Source organism: Halosaccharopolyspora lacisalsi (assembly GCF_014137975.1).
Taxonomy (GTDB): domain Bacteria; phylum Actinomycetota; class Actinomycetes; order Mycobacteriales; family Pseudonocardiaceae; genus Halosaccharopolyspora; species Halosaccharopolyspora lacisalsi.
Window position 1 is genome coordinate 59,988 of record NZ_JACGWZ010000004.1, and the last position, 26,516, is coordinate 86,503.

A 26,516-nucleotide genomic window follows, 5' to 3' on the forward strand; every position below is an offset into this window, starting at 1 on the left:
GACACACCCGAACATGACAGCAAGGGTTTTGCGCACTCATGACCACCAACAAGAAACGCAACCGCGCGGGCTCGAAGTTCCGCCGGCGGCTCTCCGGTGCGCTGGCACTGGGAATCGCTCTGGTCGGGGCCGGCGGTCTCTACACCGCTTTGGTGCCCGAACCGCAGACCGCGCAGGCCAGTGTGGAGCCGGCGCTGGTCAAGCAAGGTGAGGAGCTCTACAACAACGCCTGCATCACCTGCCACGGGTCGAACCTGGGCGGTGTCGAGGACCGCGGTCCGAGCTTGATCGGAGTGGGGTCGGCGGCCGTGCACTTCCAGGTCTCCACCGGTCGGATGCCGTTGGCCCGTCAGGAAGCGCAGGCACAGCGCAAGCCTCCGAGGTTCTCGCCGCAGCAGATCGAGGCGCTGGGGGCCTACGTGCAGGCGATCGGCGGCGGCCCCGAGGCGCCCAAGCAGAGTGGTGAGGCCCTGCAGGGCGACGACTCCGCACGCGGTGGGGAACTGTTCCGGCTCAACTGCGCCTCGTGCCACAACTTCACCGGGCGCGGGATCGCGCTGTCGGGGGGCAAGTTCGCCCCGCAGCTGGACAAGGCCACCAGCCAGCAGGTTTACGAGGCGATGGTCACCGGTCCGGAGAACATGCCCAAGTTCTCGCACCGGCAGCTCACGCCCGAGGAGAAGAAGGACATCGTCGCTTACGTCAAGTCTGTGAGCGACGGCAAGAACAATCCTGGTGGCAACGCTCTCGGTGGCTACGGTCCGGGGCCGGAGACGGTGATCGCCTGGGTGGTCGGACTGGGCAGCCTGATCGGCCTCACCTTGTGGATCGGAGCCAGGGCATGAGCGAGCAGCACAACAACGACGAGACGGCCGGCGGCGGAGCCCCCGACGAGGACGCCGGCGGCGAGTACCGGAACCACCAGCCCAGCGAGGAAGAGCTCGCGGCGATGAGCCGCGACGAGAAGGTCCGCCTCGGGCTGGCTCTCGATGAGGTCGAACTGGCCGAGTACCCGGATCCCTGGCCGGTCAAGGGCACTCGCGCCGAAAAGCGCGCCGAGCGCGCGGTGGCCGCTTGGTTCTCCCTGGCGGGACTGTCGGCACTGGCCTTCATCGGGATCTTCATCTTCTGGCCGTGGCACTACGAGGATCCGCTGGCGAATCCGAGGGGCCACTTCATCTACTCGCTGTACAACCCGCTGATCGGATTCTTCCTGGGGTTGTCGATCCTCGCGGTCGGCATCGGGGTGATCCTGTACTCCAAGAAGTTCATCCCGCACGAGGTCGCCGTTCAGCAGCGCCACGACGGCCACGGCTCGTCCGAGGTCGACCGTCAGACGACCGTCGCGTTGTTGGCGGACTCGGGCAGTCGCAGCGGCATCGCCCGACGTTCGATGATCAAGCGTACCGCCGGGTTCGGCGTGGGGGCCTTCGGCCTGGGGACCGGCGTGCTGGCCCTCGGCGGCATGGTCAAGAACCCGTGGGCCGAGACCGGTGCGGACTCGTTGCTGCACACCGGTTGGATGAAGACCCACGGCGAGAAGGTCTACCTGCGGCGCAACACCGGCGACCCGCACGATGTCTCCCTGGTGCGTCCGCAGGACCTGTCGCCGGGTGCCATCGAGACGGTCTTCCCCTTCCGCGAGTCCGAGCGGCACAGCGAGCACGCCCTGCTCGAGGCGCTGAAGCGCTCCGACAACCCGGTCATGCTGATCCGGCTGAGCCCGGGAGCGAGTCCGCAGGAGCGCAAGGGGCAGGAGAACTTCAACTACGGCGACTACTACGCCTACTCGAAAATCTGCACGCACCTCGGCTGTCCGGTGTCGCTCTACGAGGACCAGACCGGTCGGCTGCTGTGCCCGTGTCACCAGTCGCAGTTCGACGTGGTCCACAGCTACGCCAAGCCCGTGTTCGGTCCGGCGACACGTTCCCTCCCGCAGCTGCCGATCACGGTTGACGAAGAAGGGTATTTCGTGGCCCGGCACGACTTCATCGAGCCCATCGGCCCGGCGTACTGGGAGCGTAATTCATGAGTTCGATCACCACACCGACGAAGTCGGAGAGCAAGGTCTCCCAACTGGCCGGTCATCAGGCCGATGAGCTCGACAAGCGCTTCAACATGGCCGCCGGCATGCGTAGGCAGATCAACAAGGTCTTTCCGAACCACTGGTCGTTCCTACTGGGCGAGATCGCGCTCTACACCTTCATCATCCTGCTGGTGACGGGGACGTATCTGGCCTTCTTCTTCGACCCGTCGATGGCCGAGGTCGAGTACCAGGGCGCGTTCACGAACCTGCGCGGGGTGGAGATGTCCCGTGCCTTCGAGAGCGCGCTGAACATCTCCTTCGAAGTCCGCGGTGGCATGTTCGCGCGCCAGCTGCACCACTGGGCCGCGCTGCTGTTCATGGCCTCGATCGTGGCCCACATGCTGCGGATCTTCTTCACGGGCGCGTTCCGGCGTCCCCGCGAGACGAACTGGATGATCGGCATCGTCCTGTTCATCCTGGGCATGTTCGAGGGCTTCACCGGCTACTCGCTGCCGGACGACCTGCTGTCCGGTACCGGTGTCCGGATCGCCTCCGGGATCACCATGTCGGTCCCGGTGGTGGGCACCTGGATCCACTGGATCCTCTTCGGCGGGGAGTTCGTCGGTGACGAACTGATCCCGCGCTTCTACATGATGCACATCTTCCTGCTGCCGGGCATCATTCTGGGCCTGATCGCGGTCCACCTGGCGCTGGTGTGGTATCAGAAGCACACCCAGTTCCCCGGGGTGCGCCGCAAGGAGTCCAACGTCGTCGGCGTGCGCATCATGCCGGGCTTCGCGGTCAAGGCCGGCGGGTTCTTCGCGGTGGTCACCGGCGTGACGGCGATCATGGGCGGGATCTTCCAGATCAACCCGATCTGGAACCTGGGGCCGTACAACGCCTCGCAGGTCTCGGCCGCCTCGCAGCCCGACTGGTACATGATCTGGACCGACGGGTCGAGCCGGCTGTGGCCGTCGTGGGAGGTCTATCTGTGGGGGGACTACACGATCCCCGCACCGTTCTTCCCGACCGCGCTGTTCATGGGCCTGATCTTCACCGTGGCCGCCATGTATCCGATGATCGAGCGCAAGCTCTCCGGCGACCACGCGCACCACAACCTGCTGCAGCGTCCGCGTGACGTCCCGGTACGCACCAGCCTCGGCATGATGGCGGTCACGTTCTTCATGGTGCTGCTGATCTCCGGTGTCAACGACATCATCGCCTTCAAGTTCGACATCGCGTTGGAGGCGACGACCTGGATGGGCCGGATCGGTCTGCTGCTGGCCCCGCCGATCGCCTACTACATCACCTACCGGGTCTGCCTCGGCCTGCAGAAGGCCGACCGCGAGGTGCTGGAGCACGGCATGGAGACCGGCATCATCAAGCGGCTGCCGCACGGGGAGTTCATCGAGGTCCACCAGTCGCTCGGCCCCGTGGACTCGCACGGGCACCCCGAGGAGCTGGAGTACCAGGGCGCTCCGGTGCCCAAGAAGATGAACAAGCTGGGCGCGGCGGGCAGTCCGGTGCAGGGCAGCTTCCTCACGCCCGACCCGGTGGAGGAAACCGAGGCACTCGAACACTCGAGGCACGAGGAGCCGCCACAGGAGTCGGTCGAGGAGGACCGGCATCAGGGCGAGCTCGTGGGTAAGCCGCAGCAGCCCGACGAGTGACTCACGGCGAGTGAGTCCACACTGCTGACAGCACCGGACCCGGCACCGATCGCGGTGCCGGGTCCGGTTTTTCTCGGCCCGGTTCCCGGGGCCCGTCACCACGTGGCCGTTCCCCGGCCGCGGGACTACGGTGACGGGTATGGCCTCGATCACGGATGAGAAGGTCCGCGGCTTCCTGGAACACGGCACCCGCACGGGCAAGATCGGCTACAGTGCGACGGACGGTCGACCGTTGACGGTGCCGGTGTGGTTCGTCCTCGAGGCCGACGAGATCGTGTTCACCACCGGCGGGGACACCGCCAAGGGAGTTTCGATCGGACGGGGCCCGCGACTGGCGATGTGCGTGGATCTCGAAGAACAGCCGTACGCGTTCGTTCAGGTGCAGGGCGAGGCGATGGTCTCCGAGAACCCGGATGAACTGCTGCGCATGGCCACCGTGATCGCGGCTCGCTACGTGGGGACGGAGCGTGCGGAGGAATTCGGCCGTCGCAACGGGGTTCCGGGGGAGCTCCTCGTTCGCCTGCGTCCCACCAGGGTGGTGGCGGAGTTCGACATCACGGCCTGATCCGGACCGTGGGGTACGGCTCGCCGGATAGCCGGATTTCGGCGGCTCGGCTATGGTGATCGTCATGACTTCGATCTCTGACGAGAAGGTGCGGGGCTTTCTCGACGAGGGCCCTCGGACGGGCAAGATCGCCTACGTCGGATCGGACGGCCAACCGCTGGTGGCGCCGGTCTGGTACCTCCTCGAAGGCGACGAGATCGTGTTCACCACCGATGCCACCAGCGCCAAGAGCGCCTCGATCACTCGGGACCCGCGGTTGGCGATGTGCGTGGACAAGGACGACGGGCACAAGTTCGTTCAGGTGCAGGGCGAGGTGGTGACGTCGGAGGATCCGGACGAACTGCTGCGCGCGGCCACGGCCCTCGCCGCTCGCTACGTGGGTGCGGAGAAAGCCGACAAGGTGGGGCGCCAGATCGCCTCTCCCGGCCAAGTCGTCGTCCGCCTGCGTCCCACCAAACTGGTCACCAGCGACGACCTCAAATCCTGACCGACTTCGGTCAGTCCTCCGGGTAAGGGTCGCGGGCGGTGGTGGCGCGGTCGACCCAGGAACGCCACTTACCGGCCGCCCCCGCCGGCTCCGACCAGGGTTCGTGGCAGTGCACCATTCGGGCGTCGCCCGCCGTGAGCCAGCGGTGCACGACGTGGATCTCGTCGGTGGGAACTCCCGCCAGTGGACCGTCTCCGGGCAGTACCGTTTCGGCTGAGGCTCGCAGCGCGTCCACCACCGGCATCGGCGGCGTACCGTGGCGCGCTGTTCCGGCCGCGGCGAGCCTGCCGTGTCGGACCACCGCGAAGCACCATCCCCCGGAACCGTCCGGACGGGCGGCCACCAGTTCGGGAATCCGGGCCAGCGCGGCCAGCCGTTGCCCGCGGTCCACCGAGCGCACCAACCCGGCGAGCAGGTCGCGGCGAGCCGCAGCCTCCTCGAACCGCTGCGTGGTGGCGAACCGGTCGATGCTCTCCCGCAGATGCTCCAGCACGCCGTCGCCCGCGCCGTCCATGAGTTCGCTGACGGCGACGACTTGCGGAGCGTACTGCTCGACGTCCTGGTGGCCGGCACACGGCGCACCGCACAGCTCCATCTCGTACAGGGCGCAGGGGCTCCCACGCTGGTCCCCGGCGGGGATGCGCTGGGTGCAGCGGCGCAGGGTGGTGGACTCCTGGAGCGCCTTGACAGCTTCCTCGGCCTTCCGGCGGGACCGGAACGGGCCGAGTGACCGGACTCGCGGCTTGCGCACGATCGACAGGCGCGGAAAAGCCTCGTCGGTGAGGACCACCCACCAGGCACGGTTCGGGAACTTCGAACGTCGGTTGTAGGGCGGCTGGTGCGTGCCCAGCAGTCGTAACTCGCGGACCTCGGCCTCGAGGGAGTGGGCACATTCGACGTGATCGACGCGTTCGGCGAGCGCGACCATCTCCTTGACCCGTCCGCGTCGTTCTCCAGCCGTGAAGTACTGCTGAACCCTTTTGCGCAGGTTACCGGCGGTTCCGACGTAGAGAACCTCTTCGTTGGGGCCACGGAACAGGTAGACACCGGGAGCGTTCGGCAACGCGTCGGCCAGTCCGCGCTTGCGGCGCTGCTGGGACGTGACCGCGGGCAGGAACTCCAGCAGCTCCTCGAGCGAGTGCACTCCCCACGGTCCGGCTCGCTCCAGCAGACCGTGCAGGACGTCGACCGTGGCGCGCGCGTCGTCCAACGCCCGGTGCGAGGGAGTCGTGCGTGCGTGCAGCACTCGCGCGAGGGTGGCGAGTTTGTTGTTCGGGGTGTCGTTCTTGCCCAGCACACGCCGGGCCAGCTGCACGGTGCACAGGACCGTGGGCTTCGGCCACGGCAGCTCCAGCCGCTCGCAGCCGCCGCGCAGGAACCCGATGTCGAAGGGGGCGTTGTGGGCGACCAGTACGCAGCCCGCGGCGAACTCCAGGAAGCTCGGCAGCACACCGTCCAACCGGGGGGCCTCGGCCACCATCGAGTCGGTGATCCCGGTGATCGACACGATCGCGGGAGGAATGTCGCACTCGGGGTTGACCAGGGTGGAGAACTCTCCGAGAACCTCGCCCCCCTTGACCTTGACGGCCGCGATCTCGGTGATGGAGTCGTACCGACCGCGGGAACCGGTGGTCTCCAGGTCCAGGACGACGAAGGTGACGTCGTGCAGGGACACCCCGAGTTCGTCGAAGGACAGTTGCTGCCGGGAGTTGTCTGGCACTGCCATGACGGTACTCGTTGCTACGGACAAGTGATGTGCCCGGCTGTTTCGGGGCGGGCGGTGTGGGGTGATTAACCTGGGAGCGTGATACCGCCGACGCTGGGTGACGACAACGGCTCACCCCACGACGAAGAGCCTGCCAGCGACGGCGCACAGCAAGACGACGGGGTCGATGCTTCGGTCGACTGGGACGGTCTTCCGAACGCGGTACGCAGCCGATTGGCGGAGCTCGCGGCCGCGGCGCTGGGACAGTTGCGGCCCGGCGACGTGCCCGCGCGGTTACGTCCGGTGGTTCGGTTCGCCGCTTCCAAACGCGCCAAGCTCGGCAAGGACGTACTGGTCGCGTCCTTGCGTGACTCGACGGTGTTTCGTACCGCGGTCGTGGACTGGTGCCGCGTACACCGGCCGGAGGCGCTCGACACCCACCACGCCGATGCGGTGGTCGTGGCCGTGGCCGCTGTTCTCCAGGGAGCTCCGCAGGCTCCGCACTACGCGGAACTGGTTTCCCACAGGGCCGAGCGCGGCCAGTTGCGTTCCGAACGGGATTCCGCCCTGGCGAGATCGGAGAAGCTCGCCGCGGAGGCCGAACGGTTGCGTACCCGGCTTGCCGAGATGGAGCGGGCGAGCGCGCGAACCGAGCAGGACAGCGAGGCCGACAAGCTTCGCAAGCGGCTGCGTGAGCAGGGGGTCCGACTCAAGGCGGCCAAGGAGGACGCCGAGTCGGCGCGAGCCGAACTGGAGCGCGTTCGCCGGGATACCCGGGACGAGGTTTCCGAGATCGCCGCGCAACGGGACCGCGAGCTTTCGCGGGCGCGGGAGGACCGAGTGCGCGCCGAGCGGGCCGCGAGCGAGGCCGAGGTGGCTCGTCAGTCGGCGCGGGAAGCTCGTCAGGGCGACGAGGTTCGCCTCGCGCTGTTGTTGGACACCCTGGAGGGGTCGATCGGTGGGCTCCGCCGGGAGCTGGGGGCGAGCGGCCGGGGGCCGAGGCCCGCCGAATCGGTGACCGGGGTACGTGCCCATTCCGGCACCACGGGGCGGGTGCCGGACCAGACGACGCTGGAACGACTGCTGGCCCTTCCCGCCGTGCATCTCGTCGTGGACGGCTACAACGTGACCAAGACCGGGTATCCGGAACTTCCGCTGGCCGACCAACGGGGGCGACTCGCTCACCAGCTGGCCGCGATGGCTGCGCGTACCGGGGCGGAGGTCACAGTGGTCTTCGACGGGGCCGACGTGGTCTCGGTGCCCTCCGCGGGCCCGCGGGGAATCCGGGTGCTGTTCAGTGAGCCCGGAGTGCAGGCCGACGACGTGATCCGCGGGTTGGTGGACGCGGAGCCGCCGGGCCGGCAGCTGATCGTGGCCACCTCCGATCGTGAGGTGGTGGACTCGGTTCGTCAGCGGGGCGCCTACGCGGTCTCCTCCGCGGTCCTGCTCCAGCGCATCAACCGAGTCTGACCGGTCACGGGGCGTCCCAGGAGCACCACCGGACTCCTCATGAATGTGATTCACCGAACAGTGTCGACCGTTCGGCGCGCGGATGTCTTCTCCACGGTCACGTTCGGAGTGATCCAAAAGTCTTTCAGGGGATTGAATTTCACCTCTTCACGGGCTTTTCCGGTGGCGTGGTTACTAGCTGAGGTCGCTCTTCACTCTTTCGAGGGCTTGCGGAGTGAGGTGTCGATGTCTAGCCCCGCTCTGGACGTCGCGCCGCGCCTCTCGTAACCTGACCGGGACTTCGCGGCGATCAGCCGCCCGACGTGGGTGGCTCCGCGAGTCGCCGCCGCATCGGCTGGTCGGGGAGCCGAACCGGCACCTTCGTGGAGTGCGTCCGGTGGGGCATGTTCGTCGTGTCAACCGGTGGGGGCTTTCTCGTGCCCGTACCCGTGAAGGTGAATCCGGTAGGCGGTCACGGAGACGAAGGAGCTATGCGCGACGTGGCGTCGCACAGACTGAAGCGCTCGATGCGCGGAGCCCTGACGGCTACGGCGGTCGCTGCGGCCGTCACCATCACTTCCGCGCCGGCCATCGCAGAACCCCCACTTCCCGACAACTCCTCGGACACGCTCGAACAGCTTCACGACCTCTCTCGCAAGGCGGAGAAGCTGACCGAGAAGTACCACCGGGCCACCGACGACCACAAGGCACGCCTGGCCGCTCTCGAACAGGCCAAGGCCGCCGCGGCGAAGGCCGAGCAGGCCGCCGACCGGGCACGGGACGAGGAGGCGAAGTTCCGTGACAAGGTCGATCGGCTCACCAGCTCCGCCTACCAGGGTGCCCGGCTGAACGAGCTCTCGGCCCTGCTGGTCAGCGAGTCCCCGGGAGCGTTCCTGGACCGTGCCTCCATGCTGGATGCGCTGGCCAAGGACAACAACAAGGCGATCCAGGCCCTGTCCGCGGCCACCGACCGGGCCGAGGCCGCCGAGCGCAGTGCGGACGAGTCCAGGAAGAAGGCGGCCCAGGCCGCGGCCGACGCTGCTCGCATCAAGAAGGAGATCAGCGACAAGAAGGCCGCCATGGAGGACCAGATCGACAAGGTCAAGGAGCACCTGGCCGATCTCGACCAGCAGGAGAAGGAGTCGCTGTCCAGCGGCAGCAACACCGACTACGAGTTCTCCGGCGGAGCCGGTGCGGCCGCTCAGGCGGTGCAGGCGGCGCTGAGCAAGCAGGGGGCGCCCTACGTCTGGGGGGCGGAGGGCCCGAGCCAGTTCGACTGCTCCGGGCTGATGCAGTGGGCCTACGAGCAGGCCGGGGTCTCGATCCCCCGTTCCAGCAGTGCCCAGTCCCAGACGGGCAAGTCCGTCTCGTCGAGCGAGCTCAAGCCGGGTGACATGGTCTTCTACTACAGCCCGGTCAGCCACGTGGCGATGTACGTCGGCAACGGCAAGGCGGTGCACGCCTCCACGGCCGGCGAGCCGGTCAAGGTCGATTCGTACCGGGACATCGGCCCGATCAACGGGATGCGCCGCGTCGCCGGCTGAGAAACGGAGCGTGAGTGGCCGGTACCGATGATGGTACCGGCCTTCCGCTCGTGCCGTGCCGGTGCGCTCGGCACGACTTACGATTCGTCACGTGCCGCACTCCGGCAAGGTGCACGGGTGGTCGATCGTGGCGGCTACGCTGCTCGTGCTGGCGATAGTGCTCCTGCTCGTTCCCGTCTCGGAACCGGGCAAGCCAGGACCGTGGCGTAGTCCCGACCCGTCCGAACAGGCTCGTTCGAGCGACCGTGGTGAGGTGAGCTCGCGCGAGCGAAAAATTCGTGCGCTGCTGGACCGCCGAGCCGCGGCGTTGAGGAACAGGAACCTCGCGGCCTTCATGGCGTCCGTGGACCCGCAGGCGCCCGTGCCGTTCCGCCGGCGTCAGCGTGCCCTGTTCCACAACTTGGCGGATGTGCCGCTGGCGCGCTGGTTCTACGAACTCGACTCGGACGGCACCGCATCGTCGCCACCCCCGGCCACGATGCCCGAGCCACCGAGGGAGCTGTGGGCCCCCGGAGTCGTGTTGAACTACGCCCTGACCGGGGTGGACGTCGTGCCCACGAGAAAGGCGGTGAACCACCTTTTCGCCCGGAGAGGCGACACGTGGTACCTGACCGGTGGCACTGCCGCGCGGGAACGGCAGCGGCTGACCTGGCGTGGCCCCTGGTATTACGGCAGGTGTCGGGTCATCGTCACCGATACCGGCCTGGTGCTCGGGCACGACGGAAATCGGGAACTCATGCGGCGCGTGGCCAGGATCATGAAGGCCTCGGTCACAGCGGTCACCGAGGTGTGGGGCCCGGACTGGAGCCAGCAGGTCGGTGTGCTGCTTCCCGCTTCGCGTTCGGAGCTGCGGTCGCTGGTGGGGCCCACCTTCGCCGTGGACGGCATCGCGGCGGTGGCCATCGCCGATCGGGTGAACACGGTCACCGACCGGGTCGCGGGTCCCCGCGTCGTGTTCAACACCTCCACGGCCGCGGAGTTGTCCGACACGACTCTGCGAGTGGTGCTGCAGCACGAGATCACCCACATCGCGACCCGTACGGACACGGTGGACGGCGCACCGATGTGGCTGCTGGAGGGTTTCGCCGACTACGTCGGATACCGCGGCAGCGGCCTGTCGTCGGAGGAGACCGCTCCCGACCTGGCGCGCCGGGTTCGGCAGCGAGGTCCCCCGAGCGGGTTGCCGTCCGACGACGCCTTCAAGGGATCCGGCTCGCGGATGGAGCTCGCCTACCAGCAGGGCTGGTCGGTGGTGGACTTCCTGGTCCGGACGGTGGGTGAGCGACGGGTCGTCGGTCTGTACCACCGCATCGCCGAAACGGGCTCCTCCGCCGACGTGGACGAAGCGCTGCGCGACATCGCCGGTATGAGCACCAACGAGCTCGTGCGTCGCTGGAGAGGTCACCTGCGCCACACGTTCGGGTGAACCAGCGGGAAGTGGATACCACCCGAACGTGTGGCTACTCGATGCGCCGCCCGAGGTTCCCTCGCCCGACCCACTACACCGGCCATCCCGCAAAGAGTCTTAAGAGTAGATGGCCTCGATGTCGGAGGAGTGGTTCTCCACGACCTTCCTGCGCTTGAGCTTCAGGCTCGGCGTCATCTCGCCGCCCGCCTCGGTGAAGTCCCGCGGCAGGATGCGGAACTGCTTGATCCGTTCGGCCTTGGAGACGGCCTCGTTGGCCTCGTCGATCGCTTTCTGCACCTCGGTGCGGAGCTCCTCGTCGTCGACGAGGTCGGCGACGGGGGTGGTGCGATCACGGCCCCGCTCGGCCAGCCACGACGGCAGGAACTCCTCGTCGATGGTGACCAGTGCGCCGATGAACGGCTTCTGGTCTCCGACGACCATGCACTGGCTGATCAGCGGGTGCGCCCGCATGTGGTCCTCCAGCACCGCGGGCGCGACGTTCTTGCCGCCCGCGGTGACGATGATCTCCTTCTTGCGCCCGGTGATGCGCAGGAAACCGTCCTCGTCCAGCGAGCCGAGGTCACCGGTGTGGAACCAGCCGTCCTCCAGCGACTCCTCGGTGGCGGTGGGATTGTTCCAGTACTGCTGGAACACCACGTCGCCCTTGACGAGGACTTCGCCGTCCTCGGCGATGCGCACGCTGGTACCGGCCAGCGGACGACCCACGGTGCCGATCTTGTAGGAGTTCTCGACGTTGACGGCGGCCGCGGCGGTGGTCTCGGTCAGCCCGTAGCCCTCCAGGATCTGCACGCCGACGCCGCGGTAGAAGTGGTTGAGACGCTCGCCCAGGGGGGCTCCCCCCGACACGGCGGCGAGGCACCGTCCGCCCAACGCGGAGCGCAACTTGCCGTAGACGAGCCTGTCGAACAGGAGGTGCTTGAGTCGCAGGGAGATCCCCGCGCCGCCCTCCTCCTGGGCGCGGCTGTATTCCACGGCGGTCGCCTCGGCCTTGTCGAAGATCTTGCCCTTGCCCTCGGAATGGGCCTTCTGCTTGGCCGTGTTGTAGACCTTCTCGAACACGCGGGGCACGGCCAGGACGAAAGTGGGGCGGAAGGAACCGAGGTCGGCGACCAGGTTGCTGACGTCTCCGGTGTGTCCGAGCGTGAGTCGTGAGTAGACACAGGTCACGGCGATCGCGCGCGCCAGCACGTGGGCCATGGGCAGGAACATGAGCATCGAGTTGCCCGGCTGCATCAGCCGGGGGAAGGCGTCGATGTCGGCGCGTACCTCGGCGAGCATGTTGCGGTGCGTCAGTACGCACCCCTTCGGCCGTCCGGTGGTGCCCGAGGTGTAGATGAGGGTCGCGAGGTCCTCGGCGCCCACGGTGCGACGTCGGTCGTGCACCTCGCTGTCGGGGATCTCGGAACCGAGCGAGATCAGTTCCTCCACGGCGGGGGAGGTGCCGTCGGCGGTGGGGGCGTCGAGTTGCCACACGTGATGCAGGTCGGAGAGCCCGTCGCGGACGTTGTCGAGTTCCTCGCGGTGCGTCGGCGTCTCGATGATGATCGCCTTGGCCTGGGAGTCCTGCAGGATCCACTCGATCTGGTCGGACGCCGAGGTCTCGTAGATCGGTACGGTGGCGCACCCGGCGGCCCAGATCGAGAAGTCGAGCAGGGTCCACTCGTAGCGGGTTCGTGACATCAGTGCCACGCGCTCTCCCGGTTGCAGCCCGGTCGCGATGAGCCCTTTGGCCACCTGCAGCACCTGATCGGCGAACTCGGCGGCGGTCACGTCCACCCAGCTGTCCTCGATGCGTCGCCGGAAGCTCACCGCGCTCCCGAATCGCTCCGCGTTGGCCCACACCATGTCGGTGAGGTTCTCGTCTTCGGCCACCGTGGTCGTGGCGGGGACGCTGAACTCTCGCACCTCGAAAACCTCCGAAAACACGCCGATTGTGGCCACAACCTAACCCTGAAAGCTACCGAGCGGTAGCCCCCGTCCTCCGACGCACATCACACAGCTGACGAAGGCCTGTACTGGACGATGCGGGGCGCAGGCGGGAAGTATGGAGGTTCGGTCGGGGCCGTGCGCTACGGCACCGGGCCGCATTATTTCTCGCGTGCCGATCACGTCGATCGGCGCCCGGGCCATCACGTCGTCGTGTCGGGTCCCGTCGGTGGTCGCCGGTTTCGCGAGAGCACTGTTTCGAACTACTGAGCGGAGTCGGTTTGCGGGTTCACGTGGTCTCGGACGTCCACGGCAACGTGGAGGACCTCAAGCGCGCAGGTGACGGTGCCGACGCGCTCGTCGTGCTCGGCGACCTGATCCACTTCGTGGACTACCACGAGCACGAGAAGGGGATTCTGGGGACGATTTTCGGCCCGGAGAAGGTGGCTCACTTCGCCGAACTGCGCCGCAACCACCGTGGTGCCGAGGTCGCCGCCTACGCACGGTCCCTGTGGGCGAGTCTGCCCCGACCCGCCGAGGTCGTGGAGCAGGCCGTGCGTGATCAGTACTCGGAGCTGTTCGCGGCGATGACCGCTCCCACGTACGCGACCGCGGGGAACGTGGACGCGCCCCACCTGTGGCCGGAGTTCGCCAGGGAGGGCCTCCACGTGCTGGACGGGAGCAGCGTGTGGATCGGTGGCCTGCGCTTCGGATTCGTCGGCGGAGCCCTGCTGCCTCCCGGGGGGACGCTGCGGCGGGGTGCTCCCTGGGTGCCGCACCTGCGTTCCGGGGGGGAGTTCGACGAGCTCGTGGACGGGCTCGCTCCGGTGGACGTGCTGTGCAGCCACGTTCCTCCGGACGTTCCCGAACTGCTCTACGACGTCACGGCGCGGCGCCCGGAGCACGGGTCGACGGGGCTGTTGCGGCGGATCGCCCGGGACGGGCCCCGCTGGTCGCTGTTCGGCCACGTGCACCAGCCACTGGCCCAGCGGGTGCGGTTGAATGGGACCGAGTGCGTCAACGTCGGACATTTCCGGCGGACCGGGCAGCCGTACGTACTGCGGTGGTGAGGTGTGTCCTCGGTGGTCACCGCGCCGGTGCGCACTGCGGCGGCGATGAACCTGTAACCTGCGCGGCATGGTCGACAAGTCCACCCAGTCCATCGTGATCGAGGCACCGGCCGAACGGATCATGGCGGTGATCTCGGACTTCGCCTCGTATCCGGAGTGGGCCGAGGCCGTGAAGGAGACCGAGGTGCTGTCGACGACCTCGGACGGCCTGGCTCGCGAGGTTCGCTTCGTTCTGGATGCCGGAGTCGTCAAGGACACGTACTCTTTGATCTACGACTGGGGTCGTGACGGTCTGGCGGTGAGCTGGACCCTGTCCGAGGGCAAGGTCCAGAAGGCCCAGTACGGCAGCTACACGTTGCGACCGGAGTCCGATCAACGGACCGAGGTGACCTACAGCCTGGCCGTGGACCTGGCGATCCCCATGATCGGCATGTTCAAGCGGAAGGCCGAAAAAATGATCATGGATACGGCGCTGAAGGAGCTCAAGCGCCGTGTCGAAACCGCCCGCTGAGCACGTACTCGGCGGACCGAGCGTTCGAGAGAGCACAGCGTGCGAATCCTGTTGTTCACCGGCAAGGGAGGCGTGGGCAAGACCACTCTTGCCGCGGCCACCGCGGCGCGGCTGGCCGGAGCGGGCGAGAAAGTGCTGGTCGTGTCCACCGATCCCGCGCATTCGTTGTCCGATTCCCTGGGCGTGCCGCTGGGGCCGGAGCCACGCGAGCTCGACCTGGACGATCAGGAGCGGTCCACCCCCGGTACGCACCTGCATGCCGCCGAGATCCAGACCCGCGGTCTGCTCGACGAGGTGTGGAGTGATCTGCGGGAGCACCTCAGAACGTTGCTGCTGGGGGCCGGGGTCACGGAGCTGGACACCGAGGAGCTGACCCAGGTGCCCGGTCTGGAGGACCTGCTCGCGCTGGGCGAAGTGCAGCGACTGGCCGGTGACGGACCGTGGGAGACGGTCGTGGTCGACTGCGGCCCGACGGCCGAGACCCTGCGACTGCTGAGCCTGCCGGAGGCCCTCTCCGGCTACCTCGAACGGCTCTTTCCCACGCACCGCCGCGTCGTGCGGGGGATGCTGGCCGGCATGGCCGGCAGCGACCAGGTCGAACGCTGGGATTCGACGGCCGATGCGCTCGGCCGGCTGGCACAGCGCCTCACCACGTTGACCGAGTTCCTGACGGGGTCGGACACGAGCGTGCGTCTGGTGTTGACTCCCGAAGCGGTGGTGGCGGCGGAGACCCGTCGCACCCTGACCGCCCTGGCGCTCCAGCGCATCCACGTCGACGGCCTGATCGCCAACCGGCTGGTTCCGCATCCGGGGGCGGCTCGCGGCGCGGCGGCGAGCTGGATGCGCACCCGTCGTGGCGAGCAGGACGGTGTGTTGAACGAGTTGTCCGATCTCGGGGTTCCGTTGCGCACGGTCGAGCACCGAGCGGGTGAACCCGTCGGCGTCGGCGCACTGCTGGAGGTCGGTGACGAGCTCTACGGTGCCGACGACCCCACCCACGGCCTCGACAGGGCGCCGACGATGGAGGTCACGGGAGGTGGCCGGACCCTGGACTCGCAGTATTCGTTGCGGATCGCGATGCCCTTGCACGCCGAGGCCGAAGTCGACCTCGCCCGTCTCGGCGACGAACTCGCGGTCACCGTCGACGGTCGGCGTCGCTTGGTCGCCCTGCCCGCGGTGTTGCGGCGTTGCCTGGTCACCGGTGCGGTCGCCGGGGACGACGGGATGACCGTGAATTTCCGACCCGACCCGGACCTGTGGATGCGGTGAGCGGTGGTGGAACAGACATACGGCGAGTCCGACGCCGCGGGCGAGAGCCGGGACAAGACGGCGGAGGAGCTGCGGTTGCTCCTGGAGGCGGTCGTCTCCCGCGCGGAGGAGTACCTGCTCGGTCTGAGCGGAGACGGGCAGGAAGCGTGCGCGTCGGACGGTTCCGCTCCTTGCGGCTGGTGCCCACTGTGTGCGGCGATCTCCCTGGCCCGGGGTGAACGACCCCAGATGGGCGCGCACCTGCCCGAACAGCTGGCCGGATTGGCGGCCGCACTGCGCCAGGCACTGCTCGAACACCAGGCGAGCGGACATTCGCGGGAGCCCGACGGTGCCGCGCACGACGACGCGACCGAGCAGGACGCGAAGGTGCAGCCGATCACCGTGCAGCGCGTGCGGGGCAGCGTGGTCCGAGACGGTGCCTCCGAGAGTCGGGCAGGCGAGCGGTATTGCTGACGGTGGGGGTGGACGTCGGCGGTACCAGCGTCCGCGCCAGTGTGGTTGACCCCCAGGGAGCCGTGTTGAAGACGGCCCGTGTCCCCACTCCGGACTCGGTACCCGCATTGGACGCCGCGATCGTCGAGGCCGTGCGTGGCCTCGTACGGGACTACCCGGTTACGGCGGTGGGGCTGGCCGTGGCCGGTTTCGTCAGCGCGGACCGTCGTGTCGTGCGTTTCGCGCCGCACCTGGCCTGGCGCCACGTCGCCGTCGCCGACCGCATCGCCGAGCAGCTCGAGTTGCCGGTCGTACTCGAGCACGACGCGAACGCGGCGGCGCTGGCCGAACAACGCTTCGGTGCCGCCGAAGGTGCCCGGGTGGCAGCGCTGGTGGCGCTGGGCACCGGCATCGGCGGAGCGCTGGTCCTCGACGGCGAGGTGTACCGGGGTGCCCACGGTGTCGCCCCGGAACTCGGACATCTGCGGCTGGTACCGCAGGGCCGGCCCTGCCCGTGCGGCAAACGTGGCTGCTGGGAACGCTACTGTAGCGGCACGGCACTGGCGAACACCGCGCTGGAACTCCTGGCGGCGGGTCGGCAGGCGAGGACTCCGCTGGCCGTGCGGGCGGCGGAGTCGCCGGAGTCGGTGACCGGCCACGAAGTGGCTCGTGCCGCTGAGGAGGGTGATCCCGCCGCGCTGCGCGCGATGGAGGAGTTGGCGCGATGGCTCGGTGAGGGCCTGGCCCTCGTCGCCGACGTCTACGATCCGCAGGTGGTGGTGCTCTCCGGGGGAGTGTCCGGATCGGCTCACCTGTTCCTCGGTGCGGCGCGACAGCACTACTCGACCGTGCTCACCGGTGCCGGTCACCGACCACTGGCCGAGCTCCGCTTGGCGCATCACGGTGACGAGGCGGGCATGATCGGAGCCGCCGAGCTGGCCCGCGACCACGTCCGCTCCGGAGCCGTCCCGGTCTGCGGCCGGTGACGTGGTCGCTGGTCGCGGACCTACACCTGGGCGCCGTCGTCCCAGCCAGAGTCCCTGGAAGAGGGACGCATCCGCAGCAGCAGCCACACGATTCCCGCACTGATCGAGATCAGCCCGAGCGGGAGGGTCGTGGTACTGGACCAGCCGATCAGGCCGGGCGCGAACAGCAGCACGATTCCCAGCACGACCAGCAGGATGCCACCGACCGTCCCCGGTTTCGGCGGTGACAGCGGGGGTGGTTCCGGTGGTTCGAAATGCCCCTCGTCGATCTCCGAGGTTCCCTCGGGGGCCGACCAGTCGCGGGGACCGTCCGAACCGCTCGTGGTCACGTCCTCGGCCGGGGCGGACGAGGGCGGTTCCGGCACCGAGCTGTCATCGGTTTCCGAACCGGCATGCGGCCAGCGTGGCAGTGGCTCGTCCCGCTCGATCTCCGCGACGATCTCCGCGAAGGCCGCGTCGATGTCTTCCGGTCCGTCGGCGTTGTCATGGCGCGCGTTCATACGTCTTCCCTGACGCGCTCGCGGTGGATTCTGGAAACGAACTCGGCGCTTCCGACGTGGCTCGTCGAAGCGCCGCTCTCCGGCCTCGCGGCATGATGGCTCCCCGGTGAAACGGTATCCGTCCCGCCCGGACTACCCACGCGCTCGAGAACCATCACTGGCTGCGCCGACTCCACGACGGGAGTCGTGGCCGACGGCGGCAGCAGTGGTTGCCGTAGTCGGTCGAAATCGCCGCGCACGGCGTCTTCGGGCCCGATGTGGACGAACGGTCCGGTGACTGGTTGTAAGGCCACCCCAGCCTCCACTCCCGGTTGCTCGGCTCTTCCGGACCATCCTCGCACGCCCTCGGGGGGCGGCGGGTTCGTGCACGAGGATTGGTACGGGTATCCCACATTGTGCGTGTCAGTGATGCTCCGTACCCTGAACGGGGTAATCGGGATTGGGAGGCAACGGCGCTGTGCTGTATTGGGTGTTGAAGCACATTGTGCTCGGTCCTCTCATGAAGTTGTGGTGCCGACCGAAGGTCGAGGGACGCGGCAACGTTCCCCACGCGGGGGCGGCCATTCTGGTGAGCAACCACCTCTCGGTGGCCGACTCGTTCTTCATGCCGCTGCAGATGCCCAGGCGGGTGACCTTCCTGGCCAAGCGCGAGTACTTCACCGGCAAGGGCATCAAGGGACGCCTGAAGAAGTACTTCTTCTCCGGTGTCGGGCAGGTCCCGATCGACCGCTCCAGTGGCGCCGCCGCTCAGGCCGCCCTCGACACGGGCATCAGGCTGTTGCGGGAGGGCAAGCTGCTGGGCATCTATCCGGAGGGCACGCGTTCACCGGACGGACGGCTGTACAAGGGAAAGACCGGCGTGGCGCGCATGGCGCTGGAAGCGGAGGTGCCGGTCATCCCGATCGCCATGATCGGAACGGACCGGGTCAACCCGCTGGGATCGAAGATGTGGCGCCCGTACCGGATCCGGATCCGGGTGGGTGAACCACTGGACTTCTCCCGCTACGAGGGGCTGGCCGGGGATCGCTTCGTGGAGCGCTCCATCACCGACGAGATCATGTACGCGCTCATGGAGCTGTCCGGGCAGGAGTACGTCGACGTCTACGCGACCAAGGCCAAGGACGACCTGGCCGAACACGGACGGGTCGTGACCAAGCGCACCCAGGTCGACTCCGACCGTGTTCCGCAGAGCCGGGCGGGGTGACCACGCTCGGACCCTGGTCCGGCCGTGTTCGGATGGCGCATACCCTTGCCGGGTGCGGTTTTTCTACGACTGCGAGTTCATCGAGGACGGACTGACCATCGACCTGGTGTCGATCGGTGTGGTCGACGAACGGGGACGCGAGTTCTACGCGGTCTCCACCGAGTTCGACCCCATGCGAGCCGGTCAGTGGGTACGCAAGCACGTGTTGCCGCAGTTGCCGCCACCCGCCTCCGACAGTTGGCGGAGCAGGGCGCGGATCCGTGACGACCTCTACGATTTCCTGACCGCCGACGGGTCGGAGATCGAACTGTGGGCTTGGTACGCCGCCTACGACCACGTGGCGCTGGCCCAGCTCTGGGGGGCGATGCCCGCGCTGCCGAACCGATTGCCGAAGTTCACCCGCGATCTTCGCCAACGCTGGGAGTCCGTCGGCAAACCCAAGCTTCCCCCGCCGCCGTCGAACGCTCACGACGCGCTCGCCGATGCTCGGCACAACCTGCGGCGGTGGGAGTCCATCGAACAGCACTGCCGCGACCGTGGTTACTCGCTGCGCTGAACAAGCCACTTGCTGCACCGATCCAGTCCGTGAAAGGCTCACTCCCGCAATGGAGATCCATGTCACGTGGACGGTTTTCAGCGAGGAGGCGGCGGGATGTCGACCGGTAAGCGCATCGGAGTACTGACCGGCGGAGGTGACTGCCCCGGACTCAACGCGGTGCTGCGCGCGGTCACGCGCAAGGGGATCGAGGTCTACGACCACGAGATCCTCGGGTTCCGCAATGGTTGGCAGGGGCCGTTGGAGAACCTGGTCATGCCCCTGGGGCTGGAGCAGGTCGAGGACGTTCTCAGCAGGGGCGGCACGATTCTGGGATCGTCGCGGACGAACCCGTACAAGATCGACGACGGTGTCGCCCGCCTGAAGGCCACGCTCGCCGAGCGCGGTGTGGAGGCGCTGATCGCGATCGGCGGTGAGGACACCCTGGGGGTGGCCGAAAAACTCTCCGGTGAGGGCGTTCCCGTCGTCGGGGTGCCCAAGACGATCGACAACGATCTCGACGCCACCGACTACACCTTCGGCTTCGACACCGCCGTCCACATCGCCACCGAGTCCATTGACCGGTTGCGCACCACGGCCGAGTCCCATCATCGCGCTCTGGTCGTGGAGGTGATGGGGCGCCATGCGGGATGGATCGCGCTGCACTCCGGCCTGGCCGGGGGTGCGAACGTGATTCTCGGGCCGGAGAAGCGGTTCAGCGTCGACCAGGTCCGCGAGTGGGTGCAGCGGCGCTTCGAGCGGCAGTACGCCCCCATCATCGTGGTCGCCGAGGGTGCCGTGCCCGAAGACGGGGAGGAGGTGCTGCAGGCCGGGGAGAAGGACGCGTTCGGCCACGTCCGCCTCGGTGGCGTCGGTACCTGGTTGTCCGAGGAGCTCGCCGAGCGCACGGCCAAGGAGTCCCGCGCCGTCGTGCTGGGCCACACCCAGCGCGGTGGTACGCCGACCGCCTACGACCGGGTGCTGGCCACCCGGTTCGGGTTGCACGCGATCGATGCCGTGCACGAGAACGACTTCGGCAGCATGGTCGCCCTGCGTGGCACCGAGATCGTGCGTGTTCCGCTGTCGGAGGCCACGGCCGAGCTCAAGACCGTGCCGTTGGAGCGCTACTCCGAGGCCGAAGCCCTGTTCGGCTGAAATCTCGCGGGGGAGGACCGTCCGATGCGCTGTTTCAGGTGTTGGGACGGTCACTCCCGCTGGCTGATGCGCCGGGGTCACCGCTTACCCTGGGGGCCGTGAACTGGAGTGTTGACGTACCGGTGGACGACCTCCCCGGATTGCCGCCGTTGCCGGCCGAAATGCGAGCCCGACTCGACGACGCGTTGTCCCGCCCCGCGGAGCAGCAGCCCGAGTGGCCGGATCCCGAGCAGGCACGCAACGTCAGGTCGGTGCTGGAAAGCGTACCGCCGGTGACCGTGCCGTCCGAGGTGAACCGCCTCCGGGAGAACCTCGCGGCGGTGGCGCGCGGCGAGGCGTTCCTGCTGCAGGGTGGTGACTGCGCCGAGACGTTCGCCGACAACACCGAACCGCACATCCGCGCCAGCATCCGCACGCTGCTCCAGATGGCCGTGGTTCTCACCTACGGCGCGAGTATGCAGGTGGTCAAGGTCGGCCGGATGGCCGGCCAGTACTCCAAGCCGCGTTCGAAGTCCACCGACTCCAGCGGTCTGCTCGCCTACCGCGGTGACATGATCAACTCGCTGACCGCGACGGAGTCCGCCCGCACTCATGACCCCTCCCGCCTCATCCGCGCCTACGCCAACGCGAGCGCGACCATGAACCTGTCCCGGGCACTGACGGGCGCGGGCATGGCGGCACTGGCCCAGGTGCACGACTGGAACAAGGACTTCGTGCTCAACTCCCCCGCCGGGGAGCGCTACGAGTCCGTGGCGGCCGAGATCGACCGTGCTCTGCGGTTCATGTCGGCCTGCGGAGTCGACGATTCCAGCCTGCACTCCGTGGAGTACTACGCCAGTCACGAGGCGCTGGTGCTCGACTACGAGCGGGCGATGCTGCGGTTGGACACCAGCGGTGACCAGCCCCGCCTGTACGACCTGTCCGGGCACTTCCTGTGGGTGGGCGACCGCACGCGTCAGCTCGACGGAGCCCACGTCGCCTTCGCCGGGTTGATCTCGAATCCGATCGGGCTCAAGATCGGCCCCTCCACGACGCCGGAGGAGGCGGTCGAGTACGTCGAGCGGTTGGACCCGCACAACGAGCCGGGCAGGCTGACCCTGATCAGCCGGATGGGCAACGGTCAGGTTCGCGACCTGCTGCCGCCGATCGTGGAGAAGGTCACCGCGTCCGGGCACCAGGTGGTCTGGCAGTGCGACCCGATGCACGGCAACACCCACGAGTCCAGCACCGGTTACAAGACGCGGCACTTCGACCGTGTCGTCGACGAGGTCCAGGGCTTCTTCGAGGTGCACCACCGGCTCGGAACCCATCCCGGCGGCCTCCACATCGAGCACACCGGTGAGAACGTCACCGAGTGCCTCGGCGGTGCCCAGGACATTTCCGATACCGACCTGTCCGGACGTTACGAGACCGCCGTCGATCCGCGGCTGAACACTCAGCAGTCGTTGGAGCTGGCTTTCCTCGTCGCCGAGATGCTGCGCAGCTGAGGTGCCGTGAGTCCCGCTGCCACGCCGTGGCCCGCGGGACTCACGATCGCGACTGCTGGTGCTCGCGGTGGAAGACTTCGCCCAGCCCCAGGGGATCGAAACGAGTCAGGGACGCGCCGGCTAGGACGGCGGCGGCGAGTCCCACGGCCATGAACGGCCAGTTGTACAGCGCGTCCTCCCCGCTGGGGTAGTAGGTCAGCATCAGCATGACCGAGGCACCGACAACCCAGCTCAGCGCCCGTCTGTTCCAAGGCAACGCCGCTGCGAGCGCCATGCCCCACGTCAGGTACCAGGGGAAGGTCGTGGGAGAGAGTATCGCGCCCGCGAACAGCGCGATCGCCGCACGCCGGACGGCCTCTGCGCCGCCTTCGCGCGCTTGCCACCACTGCCGGGCGAGCACGGCCACCAGCAGGATCCCACCGAGCGTGCGTGTGAAGCCGACGAACATCCCCGCGCTGATGCCGAAGAACGGTGTCGTGGCGCTGTGCAGCAGTTGGCCGAGGGCCGTCGGTGCGGACAGGTAGTTGACGAGCATGGAAGGGGCGGACAAGGCGGGCAACCACCCGAATCCGACCTTGGCCAGCGCCATGCAACTGCCGAAGACCAAGGTGAACACGGCCAGCGCGGGCGTCACGGCCTTGGCGAAGCGCTGCCACCGGTCACCGCTGAGTCGGGCGGCCCAGATCCACACCAGGAAGGGCAGCGCCAGTCCGGCGGTGGCCTTGATGGCCATCGCCAGCGTGACCAGCGCGATGCCCCCCGCGTGCCGGCCGTCGAGCACCAGCAGGGTGCCCACGGAGAGGACGCCGATCATGAGCATGTCGTTGTGGGGTCCGCCGACGAGGTAGACGACCGTCAGCGGACTGGCCGCGGCGAGCCACAGCGCCACGGGCAGCCTTCCCCCCAGGTGTCGGACCAGCCCCGGTAGTGCGAGGATCGTCATGGCCAGACCGCTCAGCAGCAAGATCCGCATCATGATGACACCGGAGATCACGCCGTGGTCGACGAGCAACACCACGCCCTTGGAGATCCCGATGAACAGGGGACCGTACGGCGCCGGTGTGGTCTGCCAGAACGGGTGCACGTTGTTCGGGATCGTTCCGCTCAACGCCGACGGCCCCACCGAGTAGGGGTCGAGACCGTGCAGGGCCAACAGTCCCTGGGCCAGGTAGCTGTAAACATCGCGGGTGAACAGCGGGGGAGCGATCATCAGCGGTGCGATCCACGTCAGCGTCGCCAGCAGCACGCTGCGGGATCCCACCAGGCCGGCGAGCACTCCGCGTCCCAGTCGTACCCAGGCCCACACCAGCAGGCCGAACCCCAGATAGACGACCGCCGTGGCCAGGTCCCTGCCGTGACCGTAGCGTAAGGCCGACAGCGGGCCCGGCTGCAGGATCGGGTCGTGGATCAGCACACCACCCGCACCGATCGATCCCAGCAGGACGAGCACGGTTCCGACCCCGCCGAGCACGATGGTACGAAGCGGTAACGGCCCGCGCGGTGCGCGGTCGCTGTTCGGAGCATCGTCGAGCGCAGTGAGGTCGATCCAGCCGGACCACTGGCGTCTCGACTCCAGGGCGGGACTCGAGGACATCGTTGGCTCATAGTCGCACACCCTCATGACGACCCGTGCCCGGCCACTGCTGTTTGACCGTTTCGTGATCTCCCCGATGCCCGCGTCAGACCGGTTTCGGCGTCGGTGTGACTCCGACGAATCGGAGGACGAAATGGTTACTCAACGTGTTGGGTTCCGCGGGTGGCGGTGCCGTGGTGGGAGGGCCTCCGTGGGTGCCGGTGGTCGGGTGCCGAGCGGGGTCGCCACCCGATCCCCGCGCACGTCGACCGGAAAGTCGTGTGGTTGCTTCGCGGGCTCTACAGGGCCGTCACGGTGATGGTCGTGCCCGGTTTGACGGTGCTCCCCGCCGATGGCTCCTGGCTCAGGATCACGGCGTTCGGCCGCTGGAGCAGCGACCTCACGTTGAGCTTCAAACCGAGGCTCCGAGCCCGCTGCTGGGCCTGCTTGACGGTCGTGCGTCCGAGGTCGGGCACCTTGACCGCGTTCGACAGCACGACGCCGACCTTCGGGCTGTCCTTGAGCCGGACCTTGGTTCCCGTGCCGGGGCTCGTACTGACGACGTGGTCGGTCGCGACGCCCTCGGCGAACGTGCGTCCCGATTCGTAGGGGGTGAAACCGGCCTGGCGCAATTTCGCGAAGGCCTGCTGACGGCTCATGCCGCGCACGTCGGGGACGGCGACCGGTGGCGCACCCTTGCTGACGACGATGGTGACCGTGGCACCGCTGTTGATCGAGGTGCCCGGCGCGGGACTGACACCGATGACCCGCCCCTCGGAAACGCTGTTGTGGTAGCGCTTGGCCGAGGGGTCCACCCGAGGTCGCAGCTTCGCCTGACGAAGGATGGTTCGAGCTTCCTGCACCGAGGACCCCGCCGGGACTTCGGGAACCTTCGGCTTTCCCTTCGAGATCACCAGGGTGATCTCGGTACCCGCGAGGGCCCGGCTGCCCTGCCCCGGGGAGGAGCTGATCACCGTTCCCGCCGGAACCGCGTTGTCGTACTGCTTGGTGATCTTCGGCGTGAGCTCCGCTCCGTGCAGCACCCGCTGGGCCGCCGCCTGAGGCTTGCCGGTTACCCGGGGCACCTCGATGTAGCGGCCACTGCCGAACCACCAAGCGACGCCTCCGACGAGGCCGGCCAGTACCAGGACCACCACGGTCGAGATCGCGACCGCGCGCCTACCGCGGCGCCGGGTGCGCGAGGGTCCGGGCTTCTCGGTCGCCCGCGTGTCGACCGCGGCCATGTCCTGGGTCCGGTCGGTGTCGAGCGCCGTCCGCACCAGCGCTCGCGTTCCCCGGGGGCCTTCCACCGGGGTGCCGGCCCCGAGGGACGGAGGAGAGTCCTCGTCGACGGTGGGGAAGCGATCCGTGACGGGACCGTCGTCGGTACCGGTGGCGTCCGAGCCGCTCGTATCCGGCCCCCCGGTGGGGACGGGAACGACCGCTGACTCCACCCCCAGGTTTCTGCGCAGCGCCTGGAGCTCTGCCAGGAACGTCGCGGCGTCGGGTGGACGTGCCGAGGCGTCCCGGCGGGTCGCCCGCATCACCAGGTCGTCGAGGGCGGGAGGGATCTCCGGTACCGACTCGCCGGGGGCGGGGATGTCGTCGTTGACGTGCCGATAGGCCACCGACAGTGCCGTGTCGCCGGAGTAGGGGGGACGCCCCGTCAACATCTCGTACAGCACGACACCGGCCGCGTAGATGTCGGTACGTGCGTCCGCGGCGCCGGTGGTGACCTGCTCCGGCGACAGATAGGCGACCGTGCCGAGAATGACGCTGCCACTGGTCGTGCCCGCCGAGGCCGCCGCGCGTACGAGCCCGAAATCGGCGACCTTGACCGAGCCGCCGGGCCCGATCAGGACGTTCTCGGGCTTGATGTCGCGGTGGATCATCCCGGCCTCGTGCGCGGCCGTCAGCGCCGAGAGCACGGAGGTCATCACGCTCGTCGCCACCGGCAGCGTCAGCCTGCCATGCTGGCGAATGAGGTCACGCAGCGTGCCGCCCTCTACGAGCTGCATCACCAGATACACGTGATCACCGCTCGGGGTGCGGTCGACCCCCTGGTCGTACACGGCGACCACGTCGGGATGGTGCAGCCGGGCGGCGGCGCGCGCCTCTCCCTCGAAGCGGTCGACGAAGGAGCGGTCCCCGGAGTACTGGGCGTCCATGACCTTGAGGGCCACCGGCCGATCGAGCCGCGTGTCCAGGCCCCGGTACACCGCCGACATGCCCCCGCGTGCGATGAGCGAGTCGACCCGGTAGCGGCCTTCCAGCATGTTGCCGACCAGGGAGCCGCCCTGGTGCGTTTCGGCGCTCATGCCGCGACCACCGCGGTCCGCCGGGATTCGACCGAGCCGACACGGCCTGTCGGGGGAGCCTCGAACACGCCTTTGGTCACGTACCAATGGTAGGAGAAGGCGTGAGTCGATCGAGGAACGGTGGGTAGGCTGGCGAATCGGTTTGCTCAATGGCAAGCTGTATTCCGTGAGTGCTGTCCCCGCTGCCCCGGATGTACTTGACCCCGATGTGGCGGTAATCCCGCTGCCCGACGTCGCCACGCGACTCGGTCTACCGGTGACCCGGGTTCATCAGTTGATTCGTAATGGCCATCTGCTCGCGCTGCGCCGGGAGGGGGTGTTGGGGGTCCCCGAGGCGTTCCTGACCGACGAGGCGATCGTCAAGGGACTCGGTGGCACGATCACCCTGTTGCGGGATAACAGCTACACGGAGGAGGAGATCCTGCGTTGGCTGTTCACCGCTGACGACACGCTTCCGGGCACGCCGATCGACGCGTTGCGTGGTGACCGCGGACGGGAGATCAAGCGCCGGGCCCAGGCCATGGCTTTCTGAACGGAACCGCGTTTCCGGCACCGATGAGCGAACCGGCGGTGAGTGATATCATCGCCGGTTCTTCGCGTGTCGTGCCCGGGAACGACTCCGGAACTGTGCCGGAATTCACCCGATTCTTCTTTGTGATTCAAGCGTGATGTCAC

23 protein-coding genes are annotated in these 26,516 nt (G+C 68.0%); 18 read left to right on the top strand and 5 right to left on the bottom strand.

Annotated elements, in window-relative coordinates; all coding sequences use genetic code 11:
* The first annotated feature begins 38 nt into the window (after positions 1 to 38).
* The 5 genes from qcrC to FHX42_RS14420 all read left to right on the top strand — a co-directional run bounded on the left by qcrC (position 39) and on the right by FHX42_RS14420 (position 4,748).
* Positions 39 to 845, top strand: coding sequence for a cytochrome bc1 complex diheme cytochrome c subunit (gene qcrC / locus FHX42_RS14400; RefSeq protein ID WP_182544911.1), 807 nt, complete (start codon positions 39 to 41; stop codon positions 843 to 845).
* The gene (gene qcrA / locus FHX42_RS14405; RefSeq protein ID WP_182544912.1) at positions 842 to 2,032 is read left to right on the top strand and encodes a cytochrome bc1 complex Rieske iron-sulfur subunit; all 1,191 of its coding nucleotides are present in this window, start codon (positions 842 to 844) and stop codon (positions 2,030 to 2,032) included. The genes qcrC and qcrA overlap by 4 nt, the downstream gene beginning before the upstream one ends.
* On the top strand, positions 2,029 to 3,696 hold the full coding sequence (qcrB, locus tag FHX42_RS14410; RefSeq protein WP_182544913.1) for a cytochrome bc1 complex cytochrome b subunit: 1,668 nt from the start codon (positions 2,029 to 2,031) through the stop codon (positions 3,694 to 3,696). Before qcrA ends, qcrB begins: the two co-directional genes overlap by 4 nt.
* A gap of 139 nt (positions 3,697 to 3,835) precedes the next feature.
* Positions 3,836 to 4,261 (top strand): PPOX class F420-dependent oxidoreductase, encoded by a 426-nt coding sequence (locus FHX42_RS14415; RefSeq protein WP_182544914.1) that lies wholly within the window; start codon positions 3,836 to 3,838, stop codon positions 4,259 to 4,261.
* A gap of 64 nt (positions 4,262 to 4,325) precedes the next feature.
* Positions 4,326 to 4,748 carry a PPOX class F420-dependent oxidoreductase gene (locus FHX42_RS14420; RefSeq protein WP_182544915.1) on the top strand — a complete coding sequence of 141 codons (423 nt, stop codon included), beginning with the start codon at positions 4,326 to 4,328 and terminating at the stop codon, positions 4,746 to 4,748.
* Between the two features lie 10 nt (positions 4,749 to 4,758).
* Here FHX42_RS14420 and FHX42_RS14425 read toward each other — a convergent pair whose 3' ends face one another.
* On the bottom strand, positions 4,759 to 6,474 hold the full coding sequence (locus FHX42_RS14425) for a DEDD exonuclease domain-containing protein (RefSeq protein WP_182544916.1): 1,716 nt from the start codon (positions 6,472 to 6,474) through the stop codon (positions 4,759 to 4,761).
* Positions 6,475 to 6,555: 81 nt separating this feature from the next.
* Here FHX42_RS14425 and FHX42_RS14430 point away from each other — a divergent pair, with 81 nt between their 5' ends.
* From FHX42_RS14430 to FHX42_RS14440, 3 genes are all read left to right on the top strand, one after another.
* Positions 6,556 to 7,923 (top strand): NYN domain-containing protein, encoded by a 1,368-nt coding sequence (locus FHX42_RS14430; RefSeq protein ID WP_407926256.1) that lies wholly within the window; start codon positions 6,556 to 6,558, stop codon positions 7,921 to 7,923.
* 470 nt (positions 7,924 to 8,393) lie between these two features.
* Complete coding sequence (locus FHX42_RS14435; protein WP_182544918.1) at positions 8,394 to 9,446, top strand: C40 family peptidase; 1,053 nt, start codon at positions 8,394 to 8,396, stop codon at positions 9,444 to 9,446.
* Between the two features lie 91 nt (positions 9,447 to 9,537).
* Positions 9,538 to 10,872, top strand: a complete 1,335-nt coding sequence (locus FHX42_RS14440) for a peptidase MA family metallohydrolase (RefSeq protein ID WP_182544919.1) — start codon at positions 9,538 to 9,540, stop codon at positions 10,870 to 10,872.
* Between the two features lie 99 nt (positions 10,873 to 10,971).
* On the opposite strand, the gene FHX42_RS14445 is transcribed toward FHX42_RS14440, so the two are convergent.
* The gene (locus FHX42_RS14445; RefSeq protein WP_182544920.1) at positions 10,972 to 12,780 is read right to left on the bottom strand and encodes an AMP-dependent synthetase/ligase; all 1,809 of its coding nucleotides are present in this window, start codon (positions 12,778 to 12,780) and stop codon (positions 10,972 to 10,974) included.
* Between the two features lie 302 nt (positions 12,781 to 13,082).
* On the opposite strand from FHX42_RS14445, the gene FHX42_RS14450 reads away from it, so the two are divergent.
* From FHX42_RS14450 to FHX42_RS14470, 5 genes are all read left to right on the top strand, one after another.
* Positions 13,083 to 13,871, top strand: a complete 789-nt coding sequence (locus FHX42_RS14450; protein ID WP_182544921.1) for a metallophosphoesterase family protein — start codon at positions 13,083 to 13,085, stop codon at positions 13,869 to 13,871.
* A 67-nt stretch (positions 13,872 to 13,938) separates the two neighbouring features.
* Complete coding sequence (locus FHX42_RS14455) at positions 13,939 to 14,382, top strand: SRPBCC family protein (protein WP_182544922.1); 444 nt, start codon at positions 13,939 to 13,941, stop codon at positions 14,380 to 14,382.
* Positions 14,383 to 14,421: 39 nt separating this feature from the next.
* Positions 14,422 to 15,651, top strand: coding sequence for an ArsA family ATPase (locus FHX42_RS14460; protein ID WP_182544923.1), 1,230 nt, complete (start codon positions 14,422 to 14,424; stop codon positions 15,649 to 15,651).
* A gap of 6 nt (positions 15,652 to 15,657) precedes the next feature.
* A complete protein-coding gene (locus tag FHX42_RS14465; RefSeq protein ID WP_182544924.1) occupies positions 15,658 to 16,104 on the top strand; it encodes a hypothetical protein in 447 nt (148 codons plus the stop codon).
* The gene (locus FHX42_RS14470; protein WP_182544925.1) at positions 16,098 to 17,069 is read left to right on the top strand and encodes an ROK family protein; all 972 of its coding nucleotides are present in this window, start codon (positions 16,098 to 16,100) and stop codon (positions 17,067 to 17,069) included. The genes FHX42_RS14465 and FHX42_RS14470 overlap by 7 nt, the downstream gene beginning before the upstream one ends.
* Positions 17,070 to 17,089: 20 nt before the next feature.
* Here FHX42_RS14470 and FHX42_RS14475 read toward each other — a convergent pair whose 3' ends face one another.
* The gene (locus FHX42_RS14475; RefSeq protein WP_182544926.1) at positions 17,090 to 17,569 is read right to left on the bottom strand and encodes a DUF308 domain-containing protein; all 480 of its coding nucleotides are present in this window, start codon (positions 17,567 to 17,569) and stop codon (positions 17,090 to 17,092) included.
* A gap of 457 nt (positions 17,570 to 18,026) precedes the next feature.
* Between FHX42_RS14475 and FHX42_RS14480 the strand changes: the two genes are divergently transcribed.
* The 4 genes from FHX42_RS14480 (at position 18,027) to FHX42_RS14495 (ending at position 21,950) form a co-directional block, all read left to right on the top strand.
* Positions 18,027 to 18,773 carry a lysophospholipid acyltransferase family protein gene (locus FHX42_RS14480; protein ID WP_182544927.1) on the top strand — a complete coding sequence of 249 codons (747 nt, stop codon included), beginning with the start codon at positions 18,027 to 18,029 and terminating at the stop codon, positions 18,771 to 18,773.
* Positions 18,774 to 18,825: 52 nt separating this feature from the next.
* On the top strand, positions 18,826 to 19,329 hold the full coding sequence (locus FHX42_RS14485; protein WP_182544928.1) for a polyadenylate-specific 3'-exoribonuclease AS: 504 nt from the start codon (positions 18,826 to 18,828) through the stop codon (positions 19,327 to 19,329).
* Positions 19,330 to 19,425: 96 nt separating this feature from the next.
* Positions 19,426 to 20,463 (top strand): 6-phosphofructokinase, encoded by a 1,038-nt coding sequence (locus tag FHX42_RS14490; RefSeq protein ID WP_182544929.1) that lies wholly within the window; start codon positions 19,426 to 19,428, stop codon positions 20,461 to 20,463.
* A 98-nt stretch (positions 20,464 to 20,561) separates the two neighbouring features.
* A complete protein-coding gene (locus FHX42_RS14495) occupies positions 20,562 to 21,950 on the top strand; it encodes a class II 3-deoxy-7-phosphoheptulonate synthase (RefSeq protein ID WP_182544930.1) in 1,389 nt (462 codons plus the stop codon).
* 40 nt (positions 21,951 to 21,990) lie between these two features.
* Here FHX42_RS14495 and mptB read toward each other — a convergent pair whose 3' ends face one another.
* Both mptB and pknB read right to left on the bottom strand, forming a co-directional pair.
* Positions 21,991 to 23,544, bottom strand: a complete 1,554-nt coding sequence (gene mptB, locus FHX42_RS14500) for a polyprenol phosphomannose-dependent alpha 1,6 mannosyltransferase MptB (RefSeq protein ID WP_235987355.1) — start codon at positions 23,542 to 23,544, stop codon at positions 21,991 to 21,993.
* Positions 23,545 to 23,822: 278 nt separating this feature from the next.
* Positions 23,823 to 25,841 carry a Stk1 family PASTA domain-containing Ser/Thr kinase gene (gene pknB / locus FHX42_RS14505; RefSeq protein ID WP_235987356.1) on the bottom strand — a complete coding sequence of 673 codons (2,019 nt, stop codon included), beginning with the start codon at positions 25,839 to 25,841 and terminating at the stop codon, positions 23,823 to 23,825.
* A gap of 166 nt (positions 25,842 to 26,007) precedes the next feature.
* On the opposite strand from pknB, the gene FHX42_RS14510 reads away from it, so the two are divergent.
* Positions 26,008 to 26,373 (top strand): Rv2175c family DNA-binding protein, encoded by a 366-nt coding sequence (locus FHX42_RS14510; RefSeq protein WP_328796138.1) that lies wholly within the window; start codon positions 26,008 to 26,010, stop codon positions 26,371 to 26,373.
* Positions 26,374 to 26,516 lie beyond the last annotated feature (143 nt).

What these genes read in the sequence shown, in the direction of transcription:
- qcrB (WP_182544913.1), top strand. Translation starts at nt 2,029, where the DNA reads ATGAGTTCGATCACCACACCGACGAAGTCGGAGAGCAAGGTCTCCCAA.
- pknB (WP_235987356.1), bottom strand. Translation starts at nt 25,841, where the DNA reads ATGAGCGCCGAAACGCACCAGGGCGGCTCCCTGGTCGGCAACATGCTG.
- FHX42_RS14415 (WP_182544914.1), top strand. Translation starts at nt 3,836, where the DNA reads ATGGCCTCGATCACGGATGAGAAGGTCCGCGGCTTCCTGGAACACGGC.
- FHX42_RS14420 (WP_182544915.1), top strand. Translation starts at nt 4,326, where the DNA reads ATGACTTCGATCTCTGACGAGAAGGTGCGGGGCTTTCTCGACGAGGGC.
- FHX42_RS14490 (WP_182544929.1), top strand. Translation starts at nt 19,426, where the DNA reads ATGTCGACCGGTAAGCGCATCGGAGTACTGACCGGCGGAGGTGACTGC.
- FHX42_RS14435 (WP_182544918.1), top strand. Translation starts at nt 8,394, where the DNA reads ATGCGCGACGTGGCGTCGCACAGACTGAAGCGCTCGATGCGCGGAGCC.
- FHX42_RS14425 (WP_182544916.1), bottom strand. Translation starts at nt 6,474, where the DNA reads ATGGCAGTGCCAGACAACTCCCGGCAGCAACTGTCCTTCGACGAACTC.
- FHX42_RS14455 (WP_182544922.1), top strand. Translation starts at nt 13,939, where the DNA reads ATGGTCGACAAGTCCACCCAGTCCATCGTGATCGAGGCACCGGCCGAA.
- qcrA (WP_182544912.1), top strand. Translation starts at nt 842, where the DNA reads ATGAGCGAGCAGCACAACAACGACGAGACGGCCGGCGGCGGAGCCCCC.
- FHX42_RS14475 (WP_182544926.1), bottom strand. Translation starts at nt 17,569, where the DNA reads ATGAACGCGCGCCATGACAACGCCGACGGACCGGAAGACATCGACGCG.
- qcrC (WP_182544911.1), top strand. Translation starts at nt 39, where the DNA reads ATGACCACCAACAAGAAACGCAACCGCGCGGGCTCGAAGTTCCGCCGG.
- mptB (WP_235987355.1), bottom strand. Translation starts at nt 23,544, where the DNA reads ATGTCCTCGAGTCCCGCCCTGGAGTCGAGACGCCAGTGGTCCGGCTGG.